This window comes from Salinibacterium sp. UTAS2018 (assembly GCF_004118935.1).
GTDB lineage: Bacteria > Actinomycetota > Actinomycetes > Actinomycetales > Microbacteriaceae > Rhodoglobus.
Genome location: NZ_CP035375.1, coordinates 1,099,084 through 1,119,004, shown reverse-complemented (window position 1 = coordinate 1,119,004; position 19,921 = coordinate 1,099,084). Strand labels below are relative to the sequence as shown.

Genomic DNA, 19,921 nt, shown 5'->3' with positions numbered 1-19,921 from the left:
GGGGCAGGCTCTCGCTTGCCTCGATAACCTTGGCCGGCCCGCTCACGAGCTCGGGCGGCCCCGCAACTCCAGCGCCATTTGCGTGGCGTCGAGATTGTCGAGGGCGTTCTCCAGCAGGTCGGCGTCGAAGATGCCATCGTCACGCGCATCGAGAAGCGCGGTGCGCTGAGCAACCAGGACAGCAATGCGGTGGGCCTTGTCTGCCTCGAAGCGCTCGCCCCGCGACTCGACATCGTCCGTCTCCTCAGCGGTGTCATCGCCGTTCAGTAGCTCATCGCTCGCGGGCTGCGGCACGGCATCCGCGCTTTCCTTCAGCAGCGCGAACAGCCGTGTGCGCTCCGCGACCGAACGCTCGCGCTCTGCTGCCTGATCGGTGGCGGGGGAGATGCGGCGCACGAGAGCACCGATCGTGCCGCCCTGCACCGTGAGCGAGAGTGCAGCAACCGCAAACGCGATGAGCACGAGGGTGGAGCGCAACGGAGTATCGGAGGGGAGCGACTGGGCGGCCGCGACCGTAATCGCGCCGCGCATTCCCGCCCACACCACCGTCGTTCCTTCGCGCCAGCCGAGGGGCTCCCGTGCAAAGTAGTCAAGGTCGGCGAGTGACCGGGTGACGAGAGAGGTGACCCGGCGAACGTAGCGGGGTGACTTCGTGGGGCTCAGGCCACTCGGATGCTCCGGAGCCTGCAAGATGTCGTTCGGTGATCCCAGCCGCTCCTGAATAGTTTCCATGCGCGGTCGTATTCGGGCGTGCCGGCGAGAGCGTCGAGCGAGAAACCACAGCAACACAGCGACGAAGAGTGTGCGCACCAGAATCGTAATCACGAGTGCTCCGACAGCGATCAGCACGGCCGTTCGGATACCGGCATCGTCGTTTTCGACATCGGTGAGGATGCTCGAAATTTGCAATCCCATGAGCAAGAAGATGGCGCCCTCAAGCACGAGCTCGATCATGCGCCAGTTTTGAGCATCCGACAGCCGATTCTGAGGCGACAACACGCGGGCCGCCCGGATGCCGGTCACGAGGCCGGCGACCACGGCAGCGACTAGACCCGAGGCGCCCACGAGCTCAGCCGGAATCGCTGCCACGAACGGCACCGTGAACGACATGACGGTGTTCACCGTCGGATCGGTAACGCGCTTGCGAATCACCAGATTGAGCCAGCCGATCACACCACCGATCAGCAGCGCGATCACGACCGAATAGGAGAACGAGACAGCAAAGTTGCCGAGAGTGAAGGTGGCGGCCGTCGCGACAATCGCTCCGCGGAGCAGGGTGAGGGCGGTCGCATCGTTGAGCAGGCTCTCGCCATCGAGCATCGCGACCACGCGTTTCGACACCGGAGTCTGCTTGATGATCGACACGGCTACGGCATCCGTCGGGCTGATCACAGCGCGAGGGCGAGACCCCACGCAAAGCCGAGCCCCGGAAGCACGAGCATGAAGAAGAAGCCCAGAATGACGGCGGTGCCGATGACGAGAATGACCGAGAGCCCGCTGATTGCGCCAAACTCGCGGCGAAAGTTCATCGTGGGCAGCGAGACCGCCGCCGAGTAGAGCAACGGAGGAAGGATGCCCTGCAGAATCAACTCCGGGTCAATCTGGATGTCGCTGAACGCCGGCACCACCAGGCTCGCCACGACTCCAATGGCCACGAGCACGAGCGGCGAGGCCACCCCCAAACGCGGACCGAGGAGGGTGGCAGTTGCGATCACCACAAGCGTGGCCACCATCACGATCAGCAGTTCGGTCATGCGCCAAGCTTCTCAGGAAAAGCTATCGCGACGCTGACAACGCGACGCTGACCTAGCGACGCCGGCTAAGAAACCAGCGGGATAACCGCGACCTTGCCCTTAGCGCCCGCCACGACGAGGACATGAGGCGCGGCAACACCGTCGAGCGCAGCGATTACAGCCGCAACATCCGGCTCTCTCGTCACGGGCTCGGCCCGCTGCAGTACTGTCACGCGCGCACCGGTGGCCGCCCGCACGGCCTCGACGAGCTCGACGTTGGTGCCCGACGACACGAGAGTTACCCGGCCAATGCGGTGCACCGGTTCACTGTCGACATCGGATGCCCGATCCTTGCGCCAGACCATGAAGTGATATGCCGCCACGAGCCCGGTTGCCGTGAGGAGCCCGAGCGCCTGCCTCGATCGCTCGATGAAGCTCTCACCGCTTCCGCCGTCGAGGAGGAACGAGAACAGCTGGAAGCCGATCACGAGCAGAGTGATGAGCGCTACAAGGGCGCTCAAGCCGAAGATGATGACAAGAAAAACGCGGCGACCCGGAGTCGCTACCCGCTCGGGTTGCGACGCCTCTCGCGGGCGCCACGTCAGCCACCAGAGAACTCCGCCTACCACCAGGGCGCTGAGGCCGGCGAGCAGCAGGCTGCGGATGTTGCCGCCCAACAGCGGTTCGCTCGCGGTGGCGAGCAGGGCGTTGACGGTCACCCCGAAGCCGGATGCAGCGAAGGCCAGCGAGACACCCGCTGTCGACAGAGCCGTAGCGGCCCGCACGCCGGCGGAGCGCTCGGCGACGATGCGCGAGTGATAAACGAATACGAGCGCGCCCATCGCGACCCCGGCAATAGAAGCGCCCAGCGGGTCGAGAAGAGTGGTGAGCGGCTGCTGTAGCCCCGTCGCGAGTTCAAGGAGGATGGACAGCAGGATGATGAGGCCGAACGTGAAGACCGCGAGCGACGCGATTCCCGTGATGAACACGAGAAGCACGGTGCTGAAGCCGAAAGTCTGGTCTCGAACGCCCACGCGCAGCCAGTGCCAACGCCACAAGATAACGCCGCCGAGAGCCCACACGAGAGATTGCGCGACGAGTTGCCACAGGGGGTCGCTGACGACGACCGACCGCGAGCCTGCATCGGCGGCAGCGTCAATGAGCTGGGCCAGCGCAGAGGCGAGGCCTCCGGCACCGTAGGTCAGCCCGATGAGGGAGGCGAGGGCGGGTGCTGCGCCCTGCAGTCGTGTCGGGCCCTTGGCGGGGTGCCGCCACATCCAGTAATGCCAGCCCCACACGAACGCCCAGACGATGCCGACCGCGAGCCCCATCGGGTTCCAGCCGTAACGGATTGTGTCGGCGATCCACGAGAGCAGCGCGATGGAGAAAACGAGAAGAGCCACCGTCGACATGATCACGAGATAAACAGGCCAGAGAACGGATGCGCGGTCTCGCGCCATTGTGCCGTCACGCCAGATCAGCCACCACAGTAACGCCGCAAGAGGGCCAGCGACGAGGGCGGAGGCGAGCGAGGTCGCAAGCCCGTAGTTGTCGAAGCTCACCTCGACCCGGTTGAGCGTGAAGAGGCGATCGAGCAGCCCGCTGAGACCGCTCGCGGCGATGATCACCGTCGCAGCCAGGAGGGCGTAGGTGATGAACCGGCGCACGGTGTGCACGCCGCCGAGGGCAGGTGTTGCCGGCAGGGAGGACGCTGTCGAGGTCATCCGCGGAATCCTTGGTTGTAGCAGAACGTGAGTTGCCAGGGGGTGGTTTCTATCTTCCAATCGCCACCGTCTTTGACGAGGGTGAAGGCGTCGTCGTAGCTATAGCTAGACCCCCCAAAGCCGCCACTGCCCTCGTCGAGGGAGACTCTAACCACGGCTGAAGCGCCGTTGATTGTTGTCTCGATCACCGTCATCCGCAGACCTTGGAGGGCGCTGGGCTCGGCGAACTCGCACTCGTCAAGGACGTCCGCGGAAATGAAGCCGCGCGCGGTGTCTAAGTCGTTGGCGACCATCGCGAGGGAATACGACTGCACGACGCCCTCGGGGGTGGCGGGATCGATATCGGTGGGGCCGCCGCGGGTGAACACCACGACGATGGCAATCACGACGATGGCGGCAACCACGGAGAGGATCGCCACCAAGGTTCGATCGGGTCGAGCAGCGCGCTGAGTCATGGGCTAAGCATCTCTCACAACTGTCGACAAATCTATTCATCCCACCCACCAATTTCGGGGCACTTAATGCAGCGAAGCCCGCAACTCTTTCGTCCGTGGTGCGAGGAGAGTGCTGCGGGCTTACTGAGTCGGCGTGACGATCGAGACGACCGGCACACCAGCGGCTAAGGCTGGCTGCGAATAATCGAGATCGGGCCGGAGCGGTCCGTCACGTTCGTGAGTTCGTGGGATTCGGCATCCGACGGCAGAGCGTCGACAGCGTCTTCGTCTCCGAGCACATTGAGCGTTTCGGTTGGTTCGGCGCGGTCGATGGTCGTAGCTAGCGGAACTTCCTTGATGAACATCAAGAGCACCGCCGAGACGAGTACGAGCGGCACCATGTAGAGAAACACGGGAGCCAACGAGTCGTTGTAGGCGCCGACGATAACCTCACGAACAGCATCGGGGAGATTGCGAACCGCGGCAGGCGTCAACGAGTTAGTGTCTCCGGTTGCGCCCGCAGCGGCGGCCGGAAGGCGAGTGTCGAGCAACTCGGTGAGGCGGGCGACAAAGAGGCTACCGACCACCGCGGTACCAATCGAGGCACCGATCTGGCGGAAGTAGTTATTCGACGACGTCGCTGTTCCCACTTGAGCGTTCGGGAAGGTGTTCTGAACGATCAGCACGAGCATCTGCATGCTCATACCGAGTCCGAGACCCATCACCGCGAGGTAGCTGCAGAGAATCCAAATCGGCAGATCGGGGGTCATCGTCGAGAGCAGCGCCAAGCCAGTTGCGATCACGAACGAGCCGGTCAGAGGAAGCCACTTGTAGCGCCCCGTGCGACTCACGAGTTGGCCCGCAACGATTGAGGTAACGAGCATCGCGCCCATCATCGGGATCATCAAGAACCCGGCCTGAGTGGCGTTAACACCCGTGACCATCTGCAGGTAGGTCGGCATGTAGGCGAGAGCACCGAACATCGCGATACCCGTGATGAGACCGGATGCCGTGGTGAGCACGAAGTTGCGCTCCTTGAACATGTGCAGCGGCATGATCGGCTCGGCGGCAGCACGCTCGACCATCACGAACGAGAAGGCGGAGACGACGGCCAGAGCGATGAGGCCGATGATGATGAGCGAATCCCAGTCGTACTGGGTTCCGCCCCAGGTCGTGACCAGCACGATCGCGGTCGATGCGATGGCGAGCAGAATCATGCCTGCGACATCGATGGTGGGCTTACCGCGAGTGTTCTTCGGCAGCTTGAGCAGCATCACGGCAGCGAAGATGGCGAGCGCACCCAACGGAAGGTTCATCCAGAACGCCCAGCGCCATCCGATGGACTCTGTGAACCAGCCACCGAGCAGCGGACCGGCCACGCTCGCGAGAGCGAAGACGCCACCAATGGCACCCATGTAGCGACCGCGTTCCCGAGCGGGAACGACGTCGGCAATGATCGCTTGCGACAGGATCATGAGGCCACCGCCACCGAGGCCCTGAACGGCGCGGCCAACGATGAGCCACGTCATGTCGGGGGCGAGGCCGCCGACAATTGAGCCCGCCATGAAGATGGAGATGGCGCCGATGAAGAGACCCTTGCGGCCGATGAGGTCGCCGAGCTTGCCGTACACAGGCATCATGATGGTCGCGGCCAGGATGTAGGCGGTCGTGACCCACAGCATGTGGTTCACGCCGTCGAGTTCACCCACGATGGTGGGCAGGGCGGTGCTGAAGATGGTCTGATCGAGCGCCGAGAGCAGCATCGTGACCATGAGGCCCGCAAACAACAGCAGAATGCTGCGCTTCGTCGCCGGGTCGCTGGAGGTGGTGGTGCCGCCGGTCACAGCGACAGGTGGTTCATTCGTGGTTGTCATTGAAGTGTGTTCAGGGTTTCTCGTGTGAGGCCGATCGCGCGCAGGTACATGGAGTCGATGTCGGTGGTTGCACCGGCAGCGATCCATTCCTTGACGGCGATTCGAACGGAGGCGACGCAAGTAGCTACAGCGATCTCGGCGATGTGTTCGGGGTCGCGGGGGAGCGTTGTTTCTCGCTTGGTGAGGAATAGGACGACAGCGGCAGCCATCGTGCTGTTCAGTTGGGTGAATTGGTGAATCTGTCGGCTCAACAGCCGCGGGTGTTCTTGAACGAGCGCCATCCGCTGCGACTTGAGCTGAGTACGGGCGGCCACAGGCCCAAAAATCTGGAACATGGTGGAGACGATGGCATCGACCAGATCATCGGTTGCTGCATTCACGACTCCGGCATCAATCGCGCGCTCTACTTCGCCCATGTCTTGGATGCCGAGGATCGCGTCTTCTTTGCTGTCGAAATAGTTGAAGAAGGTGCGCGGGGAGATGCCGGCGCGGTCGCTGATCATGTCGACCGTGGCGCCGTCGAGCCCCTCCGCGCTCACAATGTCGACCGCAGCGGTTTCGATACGCAGTCGCGTTTCTATTCGTTTGCGATCGCGAAGACCGAGGGCAGGAGTTTCAGGCACTCAGCAATAATTGCAGGGACTGCAAAAATGCACAACTGCAAAAAGCTGTGAGGATGCTTTGAGAGTCAGAGCGTGACCCTAAGCCTGTGGTGCAGCGGATGCGGGGCTGTACGACATACTGAAGTGTGGAGTCGATCAAACCCCTGCGTCTTGTTGTCGCGATCAATCCCACAGCATCGTTTGGCCGTGGCAAGAACGTCGGACCTCGTGCTGTTGAAGCGTTGCGCGCCCTGGGCCACGAGGTTACAGCCCTTGAGCAACCGAACTTTGCGCTGTTACTCAAGCGTGGCCGCAAGGCTGTTGCCAAGAAACCGGATGCTCTGCTCGTCGTGGGCGGCGATGGCATGGTCAACTTGGGTACCAACCTGGTCGCAAAAACAAAGGTGCCACTGGGAATCATTCCGTCGGGCACCGGCAATGACATGGCTCGCGGCCTTGGTATCCCGTACTCCGACACCGATGCCGCACTCGCGAGCATTGTGCGCGGCCTGGCTCGGCCGCCGCGGGCGATCGATGCCGGTAGCGTGACCTACGTCGATGAAGCGACCGGCGCATCCGCTACACGCTGGTTCGCGTGCGTATTGTCGGCCGGTTTCGATGCGATTGTCAACGAACGGGCCAATCTCATGTCGTGGCCTCGAGGCGCCAGCCGTTACACCGTCGCTCTCGTCATCGAGTTGTTGCGGTTGCGCCCCATTAAGTACACGCTCACTCTCGACGGCACCGTGATCGAGACGACCGGCGCCCTCGTCAGCGTCGGCAACAACGTGTCGCTGGGTGGCGGTATGAAAGTGACACCTGACGCGCTCTTGGATGACGGCCTCGCCGATGTGCTCGTCGTCGAAGCTCTCTCGCGCTTGGCTTTCCTGCGCGTCTTCCCACGCGTCTTCAGCGGAACCCATCTGAGCGATCCGCGCGTCACCGTGTACCGGGCGAAGAAGATCCGGATCGAGTCCGCGGGTATCACCGCCTATGCAGATGGCGAGCGCTTTGCTGCGTTGCCCATCGATATCAAAATGGTGGCGGGAGTGCTGAACATTCTCGATCAACGACCGTAGCCGCTGGCCTATCGTTGAGGCCATAACTCCCGGTCTAGCGGGGTCGATGGCGCGCGAAAAGCCAGCTGCAGACAGTTGAGACGACCGAAAGTGCCAGAAGTGGAAAAAGTAGCCCTCAAGGTGTGGCATACTTTTCTAGTTGTTGTGAGGCCCCATCGTACAGAGGCCTAGTACGCCGCCCTCTCACGGCGGTAACGCGGGTTCGAATCCCGCTGGGGTCACAGGAGCACAATCCCGGTCACGTTCGTAAGAACCTGACCGGGATTTTTCGTTTAACTCGTAACACGGTGTAGCGCGGCGAAAAAAAGCGACACAAACTCCATATTGTGCCGAATCGGGCACAGGATGTAGACCACCCATTCAGAAATCGGGGTCTACAACTCAAGGAGTATTGCCATGTCTGACACCACCATTACCCGTCCTGCGATCGCGAACCGGTGGGCTGAAATTGCCCGCCCCACTGCGCCGGAAGGATGGCTTGAACGTGCTCGCGAAGTCGCCGACATCCTTGCCGCTGATGCTGTCGAACGGGATGTCGCGAACCAGCCGCCTCACGCCGAAGTCGCGCTTCTCAAAGACTCGGGGCTCGTCACGCTGCTGGGCCCTAGCGAGCACGGCGGTGGCGGCCAGTCGTGGGATACCACCTATAAGGTGATCCGCGCCATTGCTCGCGGCGATGGTTCCATCGGGCAGTTGCTCGGGTACCACTACCTCTGGGCATGGGCTGCACGCCTTGTCGCCACGGAGGAGCAGATCGTCGCCGTAGAGAAGCATTACACGGAGAACAACTACCTGTTCGGCGGGGCAGTCAACCCCCGCGACTCTGATCTTGTCGTTACTGATGAGGGCGACGAGATTGTGTTCACGGGCAATAAGTCATTCTCGACCGGCGGTGTCGTATCTGACCTCACGGTGCTTGAGGGCATTCTCGACGGCACCGATACCCACGTCTTTGCGATCGTGCCCACGGCTCAGCCGGCGATCGTGTTCAACGGCGACTGGGACAACCTTGGTCAACGACTCACCGAATCTGGCTCCGTGCAGATCAATGGAGTGCGCACCGGATGGTCATCAGCGCTCGGCTTCGTCAACAAAGAGTTCCAGCCGCTCACCTACGGCACGCTCAACGTGCCCGCGATCCAGCTGGTCTTCGCCAACTTCTATCTCGGCATCGCGCAGGGAGCGATCGAGGCCGCATCGTCGTACACGCGCACCAAGAGTCGCGCGTGGCCTTATGGCGGCGAGAACAAGGCGCACGCGAGCGACGAGTGGTACATCCTCGAAGGGTATGGCGAGTTGCAATCAAAGTTGTGGGCGGATGAGGCCCTGCTCGACGCGGTCGGCAGCGAAATCAGTGCCGTGCTTCACGCGCCGCGCACCGAACTCACCGAACGCCGTCGAGGCGAGATTGCCGTGCGCATTGCAGCCGGAAAGCTGCGGATCAGCGACGACGGCTTGGAAGTCGCGACGAAGGTGTTCGAGCTGACCGGCGCACGAGCATCCGCCAATTCGGTCGGTCTGGATATCTATTGGCGCAATCTTCGAACCCACAGCCTGCACGACCCCGCGCCTTACAAGAAGCGCGAAGTTGGTCAGTACGTGCTTCTCAATGAAGTGCCCGAGCCCAGCTGGTACACCTAGCCGATCGTGCGTGCGTGCGTGCGTGCTCGCCTAGCCCTTGACTGCGGCGTCAACAGCCTCCGGCAGATTCTCAAGACGACTTGTCTCGATGTACTCGTCGTTCACAAAGAATGTGGGAGTGCTGGTGACGCCCAGCTCAACGCCGGCATCGAAGTCGGCCTCGACGCGTTCTTGAGTGGCGGGGTCGGCAACGGCATCATCGTAGGCCGCCATGTCGAGACCGATGTCTTCAGCCAGCGCGCGGAAGGCATCGGTTTGCGGGGGAGTGCCGCCCGCCCAGTCGGCCTGAGTCTCGAAAAGTCGCTGGTACATGGCCTCGAACTCGCCCTGCTGGGCTGCAGCCTCGGCGGCGACCGCGGCATCCATTGAGTTGAGGTGGCTGGGCAAGGGGAAGTAGCGAACGACGTAGTTGATGTCCCCGTCGTACACTTCGCGCATTGCTTCGACGTACGGGTAGAACTGGCCGCACGCGCCACATTCGAAGTCGAGGAACTCGACGATAGTTACGGCGTCCGGGCCGACGTTGTCGACGTAGTTCGAGTCACTGGCCACGGTGGAGGCGAGCTCCTGAGAGCCCGAGCTGTTGGTGCTGCTGGCGGTGTCGGAGTCAGCGTTCTTGGCCGTGACATACACGAAGACGAAAGCGGCGACGAGCGCGAGAATTCCCAACGCGGCAAAAGTGGGCAGGAGGGCTTTCTTCACACGAGACTCCGAACAGGCTGGGGTTGGTGGCGATCGCTCAGTAGCGCGCGCGAATCAAGGCTAGGCGAAAGCCGCGCTGCCCGCAGGCCATTGAGGATAACTACCAGCTCCGCAAGTTCGTGTACGAGCACGACTCCAGCCAATCCGAGAACGCCGGTGAGCGCGAGCGGAAAGAGACCCACGATAATCAGGAGCGACAGCACGATGTTTCCCGTCATGATGCGACGCCCGCGCCGCGCATGAAGCAACGCCACCGGGATAAGGCGCAGGTCGCTGCCAGTGAAGGCGACATCCGCCGACTCGACTGCCGCGGCAGAGCCGGTGGCGCCCATCGCGATGCCCACATCGGCCGTCGCGAGCGCGGGAGCGTCGTTGATGCCATCGCCGATCATCGCTGTGGGGGAGTCGGCGCTCAACGCCGAGATCGCGCTGGCTTTGTCGGCGGGCAAGAGCTCGGCGCGAACATCACTGATGCCCGCTTCGTGCGCGATCGTGGCCGCCGTGCGCGCGTTGTCGCCTGTGAGCATGAGGGTTTGGATGCCCGCGCTCGCCAACTGCGCGACAGCCTCTGTTGCCTCGGGGCGCAGTTCGTCACGGATGCCGAGCAGGCCGATCACGATGCCAGCGCGTTCGACCGCCATCACGGTCATACCCTCGTCGGCTAGGCGCACCGCGGCAGGCTCAAGCTCGCCAGCATCCATCCAGCGGGTACTGCCCGCGCGCACAGCAGCGCCGTTAAGCGTGCCGGATATGCCGCGGCCGGCATCTTCGCGAACTTCCTGCGCTTCGGAGTGAACGGAGCGCGCAGGGCGTTCGGCGAGCACGGCCTGAGCAAGTGGGTGAGTGCTGTGCGTTTCGAGCGCGGCAGCGATTTCGAGAACCTCATCGCGGGTCACGTTCGCCACGGTCTCAACGGTGACGACGGTGGGGCGATTTTGGGTGAGCGTGCCGGTCTTGTCGAAAGCGACGGTGCGGATGCTACCCATCCGTTCAAAGGCGGCGCCCGATTTCACGATGATGCCCAATTTGCTCGCAGAACCGATCGCCGAGATGACTGTCACGGGCACCGCGATCGCGAGAGCACACGGAGACGCGGCGACGAGCACGACGAGCGCGCGTTCGGTCCACAGCTCGGGGTCGCCGACCAAGAACCCAAAGCCCACAATGGCCGCAGCCACGCCGAGGACGATCGGCACGAGCGGGCGTGCGATGCGGTCCGCCAGTCGAGCTCGATTACCCTTCTGCGCGTTGGCTTGTTCGACAAGCCTCACGATGGTGGTGAGCGAATTGTCAGTGCCGTTTGCCGTCGCGCGGATGCGCAGGGCGCCTTCGCCGTTGATCGATCCGGCCAACACCGCGTCGCCGGTCTCCACCGTCGCTGGCATCGATTCGCCCGTGATCGCGGAGGTGTCGACACTGCCGCGGCCACTCGCGACCACGCCATCCGTGGCCACGCGCTCGCCCGCTCGCACGACAAGAATGTCGCCGACCACGATGTCGCCCGCCGGCAGGGTGAGTGGTTTTCCGTCGCGCTCGATCAGAGCGGCATTGGGGATGAGGGAGAGCAGGGCACGCAAGCCATAGCGTGCACGATCCATCGCGCGATCTTCGAGCGCCTCGGCGATAGAAAACAGGAACGCGAGGGCGGCTGCTTCGCCGACATGGCCCAGGAGCACGGCCCCAATCGCGGCAATGCTCATGAGTAGGCCGACACCGAGAGAGCCGCGCAGCAACCGGCGTACTGTGCCAGGCACAAACGTTGTCGCGCCGGCGATCAGGCTCAGGCTCTGGAGAACGGTCACGAACCAATCTGCGCCGCCCATCCAGCCCGCGATGAGGGATGCCGCCAGCAGAATGCCTGAAGTTGCGGGGAGACGCAGCCCGCGGTCTTTCCACCACGGAGAGAGGTCGTCGTGCGCAGCGCCGGTGCCACCCGTCACTGCCGTCGCGGCGCCGGCGGTGTCGGTCGCGGGCGGAGTGGGGGAGTCACGAGTGCGGGACTTCGGCGGAGCATCCACTCCACAGCACTCTTCGCTCACGCGCTCACCTCGGCAACTGTGTTCGGGGTGCAGCAGAACGGATCATTGCAACTGTCACCGGCGCACGGCGTGCCATCGTCGACCGCGAGCACGACGTTCAGAAGGTCGTTAAGCGCGTGGGCAAGGTGGGGGTCAGAAATGTCATAGCGGGTCGAGCGACCTTCGGGTGTTGCGACGACGAGGCCGCAGCCGCGCAGACAGGTGAGGTGGTTGGAAACATTGCTGCGCGTGAGCTCCAGATCGTGTGCCAGTTGCACGGGGTACCCCGGCTTCTCGAGCAGTGAAAGAAGAATGCGAGCACGAGTGGGGTCAGTCATAGCGCGACCCAAACGGTTCATGACATCGACGCGAGAAGCAATAGTCAGCATGGGCTGACTATACAGCGGATGCTGACCTAAAGCGTGCTCGTGAAGCTGTGAATTTCTCGCCGGCGTTCAGCACAGCGTCGGCTATCATTGTGCACGCGAAGGGGAGTATCCCACCTCGCTGTACTCGTCAATACGAACCACTCAGTAGTGGTTCCGGGGCAGCGGCAGCCACCATTCTGTGGATGCGGGAGAGACTTTCGAGACTTGCTACGCCTCGAAACCCTCGAACGGATTCTCTTGACCACTCTGCCTATCTTGTTCGAAGTCACCTCTCTGACGGTGCTGCTGATCATCCTCACCGCCGACCTGATCATGGCGTACAAGCGTCCGCACATTCCCAGCACCAAAGAGTCAGCCTTGTGGGTCGGTTTTTACGTCTCGCTCGCATTGATTTTCGCGCTGCTCATGTTCCTGCTGGGCGATGTCGAGCAAGCTGGCCAGTTCATCGCCGGTTGGGTCACGGAATACAGCCTCTCGATTGACAACCTCTTCGTGTTCGTCATCATCATGGGGCGCTTCTCGGTGCCGCGAAAGTACCAGCAAGAGGTACTGATGGTGGGCATCCTGATCGCCCTTGTGCTGCGCGGAATCTTTATTCTGCTCGGTGCTCAGCTCATCGAAAACTTCAGCTTCATTTTCTACATCTTCGGTGCGTTCCTGCTCTACACGGCCATTCGCCAGGTGTTCGAAGACCACGACGACATGGAAGAGACCGAGAGCGGAATCATCCGCTTCTTGCGCAAACACATCAACATTTCGCCCACCTTTGACGGCGGCAAGGTGCGCACGGTCATCGACGGCAAGAAGGTCTTCACCCCGATCCTTGTCGTGTTCGTGGCTCTAGGCATCACCGACCTCGTGTTCGCGATCGACTCGATCCCGGCCATCTTCGGAATCACGACAGACCCGTTCATCGTGTTCACCGCGAACATTTTCGCCCTGATGGGGCTGCGTCAGCTCTACTTCTTGCTCGGCGACCTCATCGACAAACTCGTGTACTTGCACTTCGGCATCGCGTTCGTGCTCGGCTTCATCGGCGTGAAACTGTTCTTCCACGCCATGCACGTCAACGAACTGCCCTTTATCAACGGGGGAGAACCGATCCTGTGGGCGCCCGAGATCGGCACCTGGACCTCACTCATCGTCATTCTGGTGGCCATGGCTGTCGCCGTCATCGCGAGCCTGATCAAGATGAACCACGACAAGAAGCGCGAAGCTATCTCGGTCGACAGCGAATAGCAGGTCGCTGCAGCGGGGAGCGCTGCACTAACGACGAACGCGCGGTGTCCGCATCCCGAGCACATGCTCGGAGATGCAGACGCCGCGCGTTTCTGTTGTCGTGAGGGGGCGCTGGAGCTCCTAGATCGTAGTAACGAGCCGTGACTGTGCGAGCCGCTCGGCCGCGTCTAACGTCGTGATGCCCTGCGCTGCGGCATCGCGGAAGATGGTGGTGACCGTGTCACCGATGGCTTCCACGCGCTTCGCGATCGCGTCAGCATCCGCATCCGATTCTGAGGCCATGTCGAGGTAGATCACGCCGCCACCGTTGACGACGAAGTCGGGAGCCCAGAGGATGCCGCGCTCGGCGAGTGCTTCAGCGCCGTCGTGCTGCGCGAGTTGGTTGTTCGCGGCGCCAACGACACCGCTGACGTTGAGTTCGCGGATGACGCGCGGGCTGAGAACTCCGCCGAGGCCGCAGGGAACGAAGATATCCGCGACGACGCTGTGCGCCTCGTCGACGTCGACCCAGTTGGCGTCGAGTTCGGCGGCCAGTAGCTTGCGGTCGAGGTTGACGTCGGTAACAGTGAGCACGGCCCCGGCGGCAGTGAGAGAGCGCGCAAGGCGGCCACCGACCTGGCCGAGGCCCGAGATGATGAGGTGGCGGCCCGCGAGATCGCGAGTGCCGAAGAGTACTTCGCAGGTGGAGAGGATGCTGGCGTGAACGCCGGCGGCAGTCGCATCCGCGGGTTCACCTGCTCCGCCCTGATCAGCCGGAAGACCACAGACGTGTTCAGTGCGCTCGGCGACGACGGCCATGAGCTCGGCGCTCGTGCCGACATCTTCTGCCGTCATGTATGCACCGTTAAGGCTTTCGATGGCGTCGCCGAGGTCGAGCATCGCGTCGCGCTTCTGCTCGGCGGTCAAGACGACTCCCACAGGAACGTGGATGACCGACTTTCCGCCACCGCGATTGAGGCCGGCGGCCGAGTTCTTCAGCGTCATCGCCGCGGAAAGACGCAGAGAGTCGGCAACAGCATCCGTCCAGTGCGGGTAATTCCACATTCGAGCACCGCCAAGGGCTTGCCCGAGAACAGTGGAGTGGACGGCGACGCTGATGACAAGCCCGGAACGTCGGCCCGTAGAAACGAGAACATTCTCGTGGGCAAACTCCGCATTTTCGATTGCGGATATGGGGGCTTCCAACGTCATTGATGGTTGCGAAATCATGTACTTCTCCTGCGTGTGGGCCTTGTGGGCAAAACAACTAAATGGCAAGTGGTGGTAGCACGAGGGTGGTGCGCTCTGGTCAGCATACCGCCGGGGTTCCGCGCTGTCGCCCCCTCTGTAGTGGCTTATGATCTGACCATTGCTTAGACCGTCAGGAACGGTTGTCGCTGACCGCGTGCGCGCCGTCGGTCGATGACAGAGAGCGCAGTTTATGAGTGACACTTCAGAGGTACCCCAGCCGCCTCGCCGCACCCCCGTGTGGAACCTCGTGAAGTTTCTGGTCATCCCGTTGATCGTGATCGCAGGCATTGGTTTCGCAACGCTCGGGCAGCACGACGATCGGGCCGCGATTCTCGACAAGGGAGTCGTCGCTGAGGCCGTACCGACAGGCAACACCAGCTCGGAATCCATACGAGATGGCCGTCACACCGTGCAGGTCGTGCACCTCGAATTCAGTTTCGACGTCGATGGTGAAACGTATACCGCGCTCGGCGACCAGGCCTATGACGAAGACTCTTTCGATAAGGATGCGGCGCTCGCTGCGAACGCCGTGGCTGAGGTGCATTACCTCGACAACGACCCGGCGGCAGCGGTCGTGCTTGACGCCGACTACCGGTAGGCACCGTTAAGCAGGCGAAGCACGTGCCGCGGTGACGAGAATCTCGAGGGTTTCCTGCTGCCCGCTGCTAATCATTGCTACGTTAACACCTGACAAAAACTTGGGGGCGCGGCATGGTTTCGGAGCATTACGACATTGCCCTCCCGCAGGGGATTATGAGAATGACCGTCTCGGCGGCATCCGACTGTGGACCTCACCGAACGATTAACGAAGACAGCTTTCTCGTGCTGCCCGGCCTGTTTGTGGTGGCGGATGGGATGGGTGGCCATTCCTTCGGAGACCGGGCCAGTCAGTGCGTAGTCCAGAGCATTGCGCGATCGGTGGGGCACCTCCAGACTCGTACCCCCGAGCACATTGTGCAGGCGATTGCTGAAGCGAACAATGCTGTAATGGCGTTGAACGCTCCCAGCGAATCCGTCTCGGGAACGACCCTGTCGGGCATCGCTCTGGTGACAGTCGGCGCAGACCCCGAGCCGCGGTGGATGGCCTTCAACGTCGGAGACTCTCGCGTTTACGGCTGGAACGGTCGTCAGCTGGAACAGATCACCGTTGATCACTCCGCTGTTCAAGAACTCATCGAGCTCGGTCACATTACGGCGCTCGAAGCGACATCGCATCCGGATCGCAACATCATTACTCGAGCGCTCGGTATTAATTCGGCCGTAAACCCTGATTTCTGGCTGCTGCCCGTGGGCTCCCAGCACACCTTCGTCGCGTGTTCCGACGGGCTCACTAAAGAGCTTGACGACGATCTCATCGCCGGAATTCTTGCGGATCGCGCGGCTGTGAGCGAGGGGGAGACGCTGGCGAACCGACTAGTCGCCGGAGCGATCGCCGCCGGCGGATCTGACAACGTGACGGTAGTGGTCGTCGAAGCATCTCGCATCGGGCTTGCTCACACTGCGGACGAAGACACTGCCGAACGTGACTTCTCCCACCACCTAGAACAAACCCGACCGAGAAAGTAGCTGCAGTGAGCGTGAAGTACCTGTACGAACCCAGCACCGACGCACCCTGGTCGGCAGTGGTCGGCGAGCACCAGATCGTATTCGTAGATTCGACGGATAACCACTTGCTGCACGACTTGTGGTCCGCACGCTCTCACGGCGTTCAGGCTGCCGTTGAGCTGTTGAGCGCGAAGGGGCTCGCGGCTACTCCATCGTTCGCTCTCGTCGGCTGGACGGCGGATGAGGCGGATAACGCCAGCGCGAGTGTCATTGTTCGCGGCCCCGTGAGCGTGACCATCACAGCGCACGGGGGAACCGAGACGGTGAACGGCGCGCGTGTAAGCACCTGGGCGGAACGCCACTTCGACGATGTTCTCGAGTGTGAGCTCACCGTTCACGAGGTTCGCAGCTCAGATCCCCTTCCGATTCTGGATGGCGTTGTGCGCGCTGGGATCATCACCTGCATCCGCGACGGTTCCGCCCCAGCTCGCACAGTCCAGTCTGCGCCGGCTGCTGCTCCTGCTCCCGCGCCAACTGCTCCCGCGCCGGCAGCTGTTGCTCCGGTTCTTGCTGCCGCTGCTCCGCCCGCTTTGCCCGCAGAGGCGGTTGTCCAGCCCGCCGGTGTATCCGAAGCGACGATCGCCGATAAGCCCGCCGTCGACGACTTCTCTCCGCCGCCAGCTGTTGGCGACAACAGCCCGAGTGATTCCAGCAGTGCCTACGACTACCTCTTCGGTGAAACGGTCATGCGCGATGTTTCTGCTGCCGCAGGCGTGCTCGACGACGACGGTGCTGATGCCCCGATCGCATCTCCGGAACCGATCCCGCTCGACGACAGCGAAGGTGACCACGATGGGCTCACCATTATGACCAGCGATCTCCTGAGCCATCGTGCCGCGTCGTCCGGAGCACGCGTCGTTGGTGCAGCAGCGCCACTAGTCGAGTCTCAACCAGTTCTCTATCTTGATGTGTCCACCGGATCACGTGAACTGCTCACGCAGCCAATTTTGGTGGGCCGTTCGCCGTCGGTGAGCAAGGTATCTAGTGGTGCGTTACCGCGACTCGTCACTATTCCGGGCGACAAAGACATTTCCCGAAACCACGTGCAGGTGGCGGTCGAAGGCGGCACCGTGGTCGTCACCGACCTGCACTCTCGCAATGGCACGCTCGTTGTCTTGCCCGGAAGGCAACCGCAACGTCTGCGCGCAGGGGAGCCGACCGCCGTCATCGTTGGAACAGTGATCGATCTTGGCGGCGATGTCACGCTCGTCGTCGGAGAGGCAGAGTAATGCGCCGCGCGCCATCCACTCCTCCCGAACTACCCGGCTACACCTTCGTGAAACTGCTGGGGTCCGGTGGCTTCAGCGACGTATTTTTGTACGACCAGCACCTGCCCAAACGTCGGGTCGCGGTGAAGGTGTTGCTCACTGAAGACCTCGCGCCAGCGACTCGGGCGTCGTTTGTGGCAGAAGCTAACCTGATGGCGCAGTTGTCCGCGCATCCATACATCGTGTCCATTTTTCACGCCGATGTAGCCAGTGATGACAGGCCATATTTCGTCATGGAATATTGCTCGGGGCCGAGCCTTGCCGAGCGGTATAAAAGCGCGGCGCTCGCCGTCACCGATGTGCTTCGCGTGGGCATTCGGGTCAGCGGCGCGGTCGCGACGGCGCACGGAGCGGGAATCTTGCACCGTGATATCAAGCCCGCCAACATCCTGACAAACGACTACGGCTGGCCGGCTCTCACCGACTTTGGCATCTCATCGGCGCTCGATGACGAGATTCCACTTCACACCAGTTCTCGGTCGCCGCAGATCGAAGAAAGCGGTTCCACTACCGGAGCCTCGATCGGCATGTCTGTTCCGTGGTCGCCGCCCGAAATGTTTGAAGACGATCCGAATCCGGATGTTCGCGCCGACGTATTCTCGCTCGCGGCGACTCTGTATACGCTCCTCGCCGGGCATACCCCGTTCGAGGTGCGCGGGCGCTCGAACGGCGCGCTCGATCTCATGGGGCGTATCGAGCGAGGGCTGATTACCCCGCTGACTCGTACCGATGTTCCGGCGAGCCTTCTTGCGGTTCTTCGCAAGGGCATGGCTTCGCGGCGCGAAGATCGCTTCGCGAGCGCCCTCGATCTTGCTCGAGCGTTGCAGCGGGTCGAGCTAGAGCTGGGGTATGCCCCCACGACGGTTGACGTGCCCAATCTGGCAGTGGATGACGTGGCCCGTACGGCGAACGACAGCGGCGATGAAGATGCAACGCGGGCGCGCGGAGTCGCGACGATCGAGGCCCAGCCGGCGGCACCGACGGCACCAACGGCTTCAATGGCGCCGATCGGTCAGCCCGCGTCGGGTGACATCTCGGCCGCACCAGCCCTCGGCGCAGATGAAACTCAACTGCGCGGAGCGCCGCAGCAGGTAGCGCAGCCTCAAGAACCAGAACCAGTCTTCGGCGAGACCGTGGTTCGGCGTAAACCGGCGGCGAGTTCAACGCCCTCGTCGCCGAGCACTGTCGAGCAGCCAAACGCGGGCTCTGGCTCTGCGCCGCCGCCGCCAGTTTCGCGACGTCGACGAGTGCTCGCCTGGGTGGTCGGTGGCGCTGCGGCTGCCGTGGCACTCGCTGTAGTCCTCGCGCTCGCGGTGACGAATCCTCCCGCCTCAGAAGAGCCGACGGTGGCCGCGCCTTCGGCGGCGCCGACTTCGGCGATCGTGGAGAGCGTGCCGACCCCGACGCTGATCTCGGCATCCGAGTCTGACGGAACGGTGACGTTCACCATTGACATGGCTCCGCTCGAGGAGGGCGATCGCGTCATTTGGCAGCGGGTCGGGCGCGACAGCGAGCCAGTGACGCAGTCAGACGAGGGAGTGATCGCCGTCGACGGTTACGTTGCGGGAGCCACGCTCTGCGCCGACGTGAGAATTGTGCGGGCCGGAATCGAGTCAGCAAACCCCTTGGAGGCGTGTTTTCCCCAGTGAAGCCTCTCAAGATTGAATTTTGTGGCGAGTGGTACGAGGTCGTCAGCCCTGATGACTTTCATATCGGTCGCGAGTCGGACCTCGTCATCGACGACAACCCCTACCTCCACCGACGGTTTTTGCGCATCTACGAAGATTTCGGTTTGTGGTGGCTGGGCAACGTGGGTAACTTGCTCACCGCAACTGTGACGGATGTCACGGGGCAAGTGCAGGCCTGGCTGGCACCCGGGGCGCGGTTACCGATCGTGTTCCCGCAGATGAGTGTTCTGTTTAGCGCGGGCTCCACGACGTACGAATTCACGATTCACACGGGCGACGAGTTTTACACGTCTGCTACCTCGGTGACCGGCCCCAGCGGGTCCACGACAATCGGCCCCATTCCGCTCACGTCGTCGCAGCGACTTCTCATCGTCGGGTTGGCCGAGGGAGTGTTACGCCAGGCATCACCGGGGCGCGGCGATATTCCCGCATCATCCGATGTCGCCGCGCGATTGGGATGGTCGATTACCACGTTCAACCGCAAACTCGACAACGTCTGCGAGAAACTCGCGAAGCGTGGAGTGGCCGGCCTGCGGGGCGGAAAAGACAACTTGGCAACCAACCGTCGATTGCGCCTTGTGGAATACGCCGTGGCAACTCGGCTAGTGGATAAAGACGATTTATATCTCCTTGACCGCATCGATTCTTCAGACGAGGCCCCATAACTGGGGCGGGGAGGGCAGAACTACCCATGC

General features: G+C 62.4%; 18 protein-coding genes and 1 tRNA gene. 9 read left to right on the top strand and 10 right to left on the bottom strand.

The window, feature by feature from the left end; translation table 11 throughout:
* Positions 1-42 precede the first annotated feature (42 nt).
* From ESZ53_RS14520 to ESZ53_RS05305, 6 genes are all read right to left on the bottom strand, one after another.
* A complete protein-coding gene (locus ESZ53_RS14520; RefSeq protein WP_256386354.1) occupies positions 43-1,365 on the bottom strand; it encodes a sodium:proton antiporter in 1,323 nt (440 codons plus the stop codon).
* A 23-nt stretch (positions 1,366-1,388) separates the two neighbouring features.
* Positions 1,389-1,754, bottom strand: a complete 366-nt coding sequence (locus ESZ53_RS14515) for a cation:proton antiporter (protein ID WP_256386352.1) — start codon at positions 1,752-1,754, stop codon at positions 1,389-1,391.
* A 65-nt stretch (positions 1,755-1,819) separates the two neighbouring features.
* The gene (locus tag ESZ53_RS05320; protein WP_129071874.1) at positions 1,820-3,457 is read right to left on the bottom strand and encodes a DUF5671 domain-containing protein; all 1,638 of its coding nucleotides are present in this window, start codon (positions 3,455-3,457) and stop codon (positions 1,820-1,822) included.
* On the bottom strand, positions 3,454-3,912 hold the full coding sequence (locus ESZ53_RS05315) for a hypothetical protein (protein WP_129071873.1): 459 nt from the start codon (positions 3,910-3,912) through the stop codon (positions 3,454-3,456). Before ESZ53_RS05315 ends, ESZ53_RS05320 begins: the two co-directional genes overlap by 4 nt.
* 164 nt (positions 3,913-4,076) lie before the next feature.
* Positions 4,077-5,765: an MDR family MFS transporter gene (locus ESZ53_RS05310; protein ID WP_129071872.1), complete on the bottom strand. Its 1,689-nt coding sequence runs from the start codon at positions 5,763-5,765 to the stop codon at positions 4,077-4,079.
* Positions 5,762-6,388: a TetR/AcrR family transcriptional regulator gene (locus ESZ53_RS05305; protein ID WP_129071871.1), complete on the bottom strand. Its 627-nt coding sequence runs from the start codon at positions 6,386-6,388 to the stop codon at positions 5,762-5,764. Before ESZ53_RS05305 ends, ESZ53_RS05310 begins: the two co-directional genes overlap by 4 nt.
* Before the next feature lie 125 nt (positions 6,389-6,513).
* Here ESZ53_RS05305 and ESZ53_RS05300 point away from each other — a divergent pair, with 125 nt between their 5' ends.
* The 3 genes from ESZ53_RS05300 to ESZ53_RS05290 all read left to right on the top strand — a co-directional run bounded on the left by ESZ53_RS05300 (position 6,514) and on the right by ESZ53_RS05290 (position 9,087).
* Positions 6,514-7,446 (top strand): diacylglycerol kinase family protein, encoded by a 933-nt coding sequence (locus ESZ53_RS05300; RefSeq protein ID WP_129071870.1) that lies wholly within the window; start codon positions 6,514-6,516, stop codon positions 7,444-7,446.
* A 148-nt stretch (positions 7,447-7,594) separates the two neighbouring features.
* Positions 7,595-7,667 (top strand) — tRNA-Glu (locus tag ESZ53_RS05295).
* 175 nt (positions 7,668-7,842) lie between these two features.
* Positions 7,843-9,087, top strand: coding sequence for an acyl-CoA dehydrogenase family protein (locus ESZ53_RS05290; protein WP_129071869.1), 1,245 nt, complete (start codon positions 7,843-7,845; stop codon positions 9,085-9,087).
* Positions 9,088-9,117: 30 nt separating this feature from the next.
* Here ESZ53_RS05290 and ESZ53_RS05285 read toward each other — a convergent pair whose 3' ends face one another.
* Genes ESZ53_RS05285 through ESZ53_RS05275 form a run of 3 tightly spaced genes read right to left on the bottom strand, consistent with a single transcriptional unit; the run spans position 9,118 to position 12,196 of the window.
* Positions 9,118-9,789: a thioredoxin domain-containing protein gene (locus tag ESZ53_RS05285; RefSeq protein ID WP_129071868.1), complete on the bottom strand. Its 672-nt coding sequence runs from the start codon at positions 9,787-9,789 to the stop codon at positions 9,118-9,120.
* The gene (locus ESZ53_RS05280; RefSeq protein WP_371683552.1) at positions 9,786-11,828 is read right to left on the bottom strand and encodes a heavy metal translocating P-type ATPase; all 2,043 of its coding nucleotides are present in this window, start codon (positions 11,826-11,828) and stop codon (positions 9,786-9,788) included. Before ESZ53_RS05280 ends, ESZ53_RS05285 begins: the two co-directional genes overlap by 4 nt.
* Positions 11,825-12,196: a helix-turn-helix transcriptional regulator gene (locus tag ESZ53_RS05275; RefSeq protein ID WP_129071867.1), complete on the bottom strand. Its 372-nt coding sequence runs from the start codon at positions 12,194-12,196 to the stop codon at positions 11,825-11,827. Before ESZ53_RS05275 ends, ESZ53_RS05280 begins: the two co-directional genes overlap by 4 nt.
* Before the next feature lie 237 nt (positions 12,197-12,433).
* Here ESZ53_RS05275 and ESZ53_RS05270 point away from each other — a divergent pair, with 237 nt between their 5' ends.
* A complete protein-coding gene (locus ESZ53_RS05270) occupies positions 12,434-13,435 on the top strand; it encodes a TerC family protein (protein WP_371683551.1) in 1,002 nt (333 codons plus the stop codon).
* A 120-nt stretch (positions 13,436-13,555) separates the two neighbouring features.
* On the opposite strand, the gene ESZ53_RS05265 is transcribed toward ESZ53_RS05270, so the two are convergent.
* Complete coding sequence (locus ESZ53_RS05265; RefSeq protein WP_129071866.1) at positions 13,556-14,644, bottom strand: Glu/Leu/Phe/Val dehydrogenase family protein; 1,089 nt, start codon at positions 14,642-14,644, stop codon at positions 13,556-13,558.
* A 211-nt stretch (positions 14,645-14,855) separates the two neighbouring features.
* Between ESZ53_RS05265 and ESZ53_RS05260 the strand changes: the two genes are divergently transcribed.
* The 5 genes from ESZ53_RS05260 (at position 14,856) to ESZ53_RS05235 (ending at position 19,891) form a co-directional block, all read left to right on the top strand.
* On the top strand, positions 14,856-15,263 hold the full coding sequence (locus ESZ53_RS05260) for a hypothetical protein (protein ID WP_129071865.1): 408 nt from the start codon (positions 14,856-14,858) through the stop codon (positions 15,261-15,263).
* 113 nt (positions 15,264-15,376) lie between these two features.
* Entirely contained in the window at positions 15,377-16,231 is an 855-nt protein-coding gene (locus ESZ53_RS05255; protein ID WP_129071864.1) for a PP2C family serine/threonine-protein phosphatase, read from the top strand.
* A 5-nt stretch (positions 16,232-16,236) separates the two neighbouring features.
* Positions 16,237-17,499 (top strand): FHA domain-containing protein, encoded by a 1,263-nt coding sequence (locus tag ESZ53_RS14320; protein WP_168187187.1) that lies wholly within the window; start codon positions 16,237-16,239, stop codon positions 17,497-17,499.
* Entirely contained in the window at positions 17,499-19,187 is a 1,689-nt protein-coding gene (locus ESZ53_RS05240) for a serine/threonine-protein kinase (protein WP_129071861.1), read from the top strand. The genes ESZ53_RS14320 and ESZ53_RS05240 overlap by 1 nt, the downstream gene beginning before the upstream one ends.
* Positions 19,184-19,891, top strand: coding sequence for a hypothetical protein (locus tag ESZ53_RS05235; protein ID WP_129071860.1), 708 nt, complete (start codon positions 19,184-19,186; stop codon positions 19,889-19,891). The genes ESZ53_RS05240 and ESZ53_RS05235 overlap by 4 nt, the downstream gene beginning before the upstream one ends.
* Positions 19,892-19,921 lie beyond the last annotated feature (30 nt).

Excerpts from the sequence above, each read along its gene's own strand:
- ESZ53_RS14515 (WP_256386352.1), bottom strand. The coding sequence starts at position 1,754 with ATGACCGAACTGCTGATCGTGATGGTGGCCACGCTTGTGGTGATCGCA.
- ESZ53_RS05290 (WP_129071869.1), top strand. The coding sequence starts at position 7,843 with ATGTCTGACACCACCATTACCCGTCCTGCGATCGCGAACCGGTGGGCT.
- ESZ53_RS05260 (WP_129071865.1), top strand. The coding sequence starts at position 14,856 with ATGAGTGACACTTCAGAGGTACCCCAGCCGCCTCGCCGCACCCCCGTG.
- ESZ53_RS05315 (WP_129071873.1), bottom strand. The coding sequence starts at position 3,912 with ATGACTCAGCGCGCTGCTCGACCCGATCGAACCTTGGTGGCGATCCTC.
- ESZ53_RS05320 (WP_129071874.1), bottom strand. The coding sequence starts at position 3,457 with ATGACCTCGACAGCGTCCTCCCTGCCGGCAACACCTGCCCTCGGCGGC.
- ESZ53_RS05240 (WP_129071861.1), top strand. The coding sequence starts at position 17,499 with ATGCGCCGCGCGCCATCCACTCCTCCCGAACTACCCGGCTACACCTTC.
- ESZ53_RS05255 (WP_129071864.1), top strand. The coding sequence starts at position 15,377 with ATGGTTTCGGAGCATTACGACATTGCCCTCCCGCAGGGGATTATGAGA.
- ESZ53_RS05310 (WP_129071872.1), bottom strand. The coding sequence starts at position 5,765 with ATGACAACCACGAATGAACCACCTGTCGCTGTGACCGGCGGCACCACC.
- ESZ53_RS05275 (WP_129071867.1), bottom strand. The coding sequence starts at position 12,196 with ATGCTGACTATTGCTTCTCGCGTCGATGTCATGAACCGTTTGGGTCGC.
- ESZ53_RS05265 (WP_129071866.1), bottom strand. The coding sequence starts at position 14,644 with ATGATTTCGCAACCATCAATGACGTTGGAAGCCCCCATATCCGCAATC.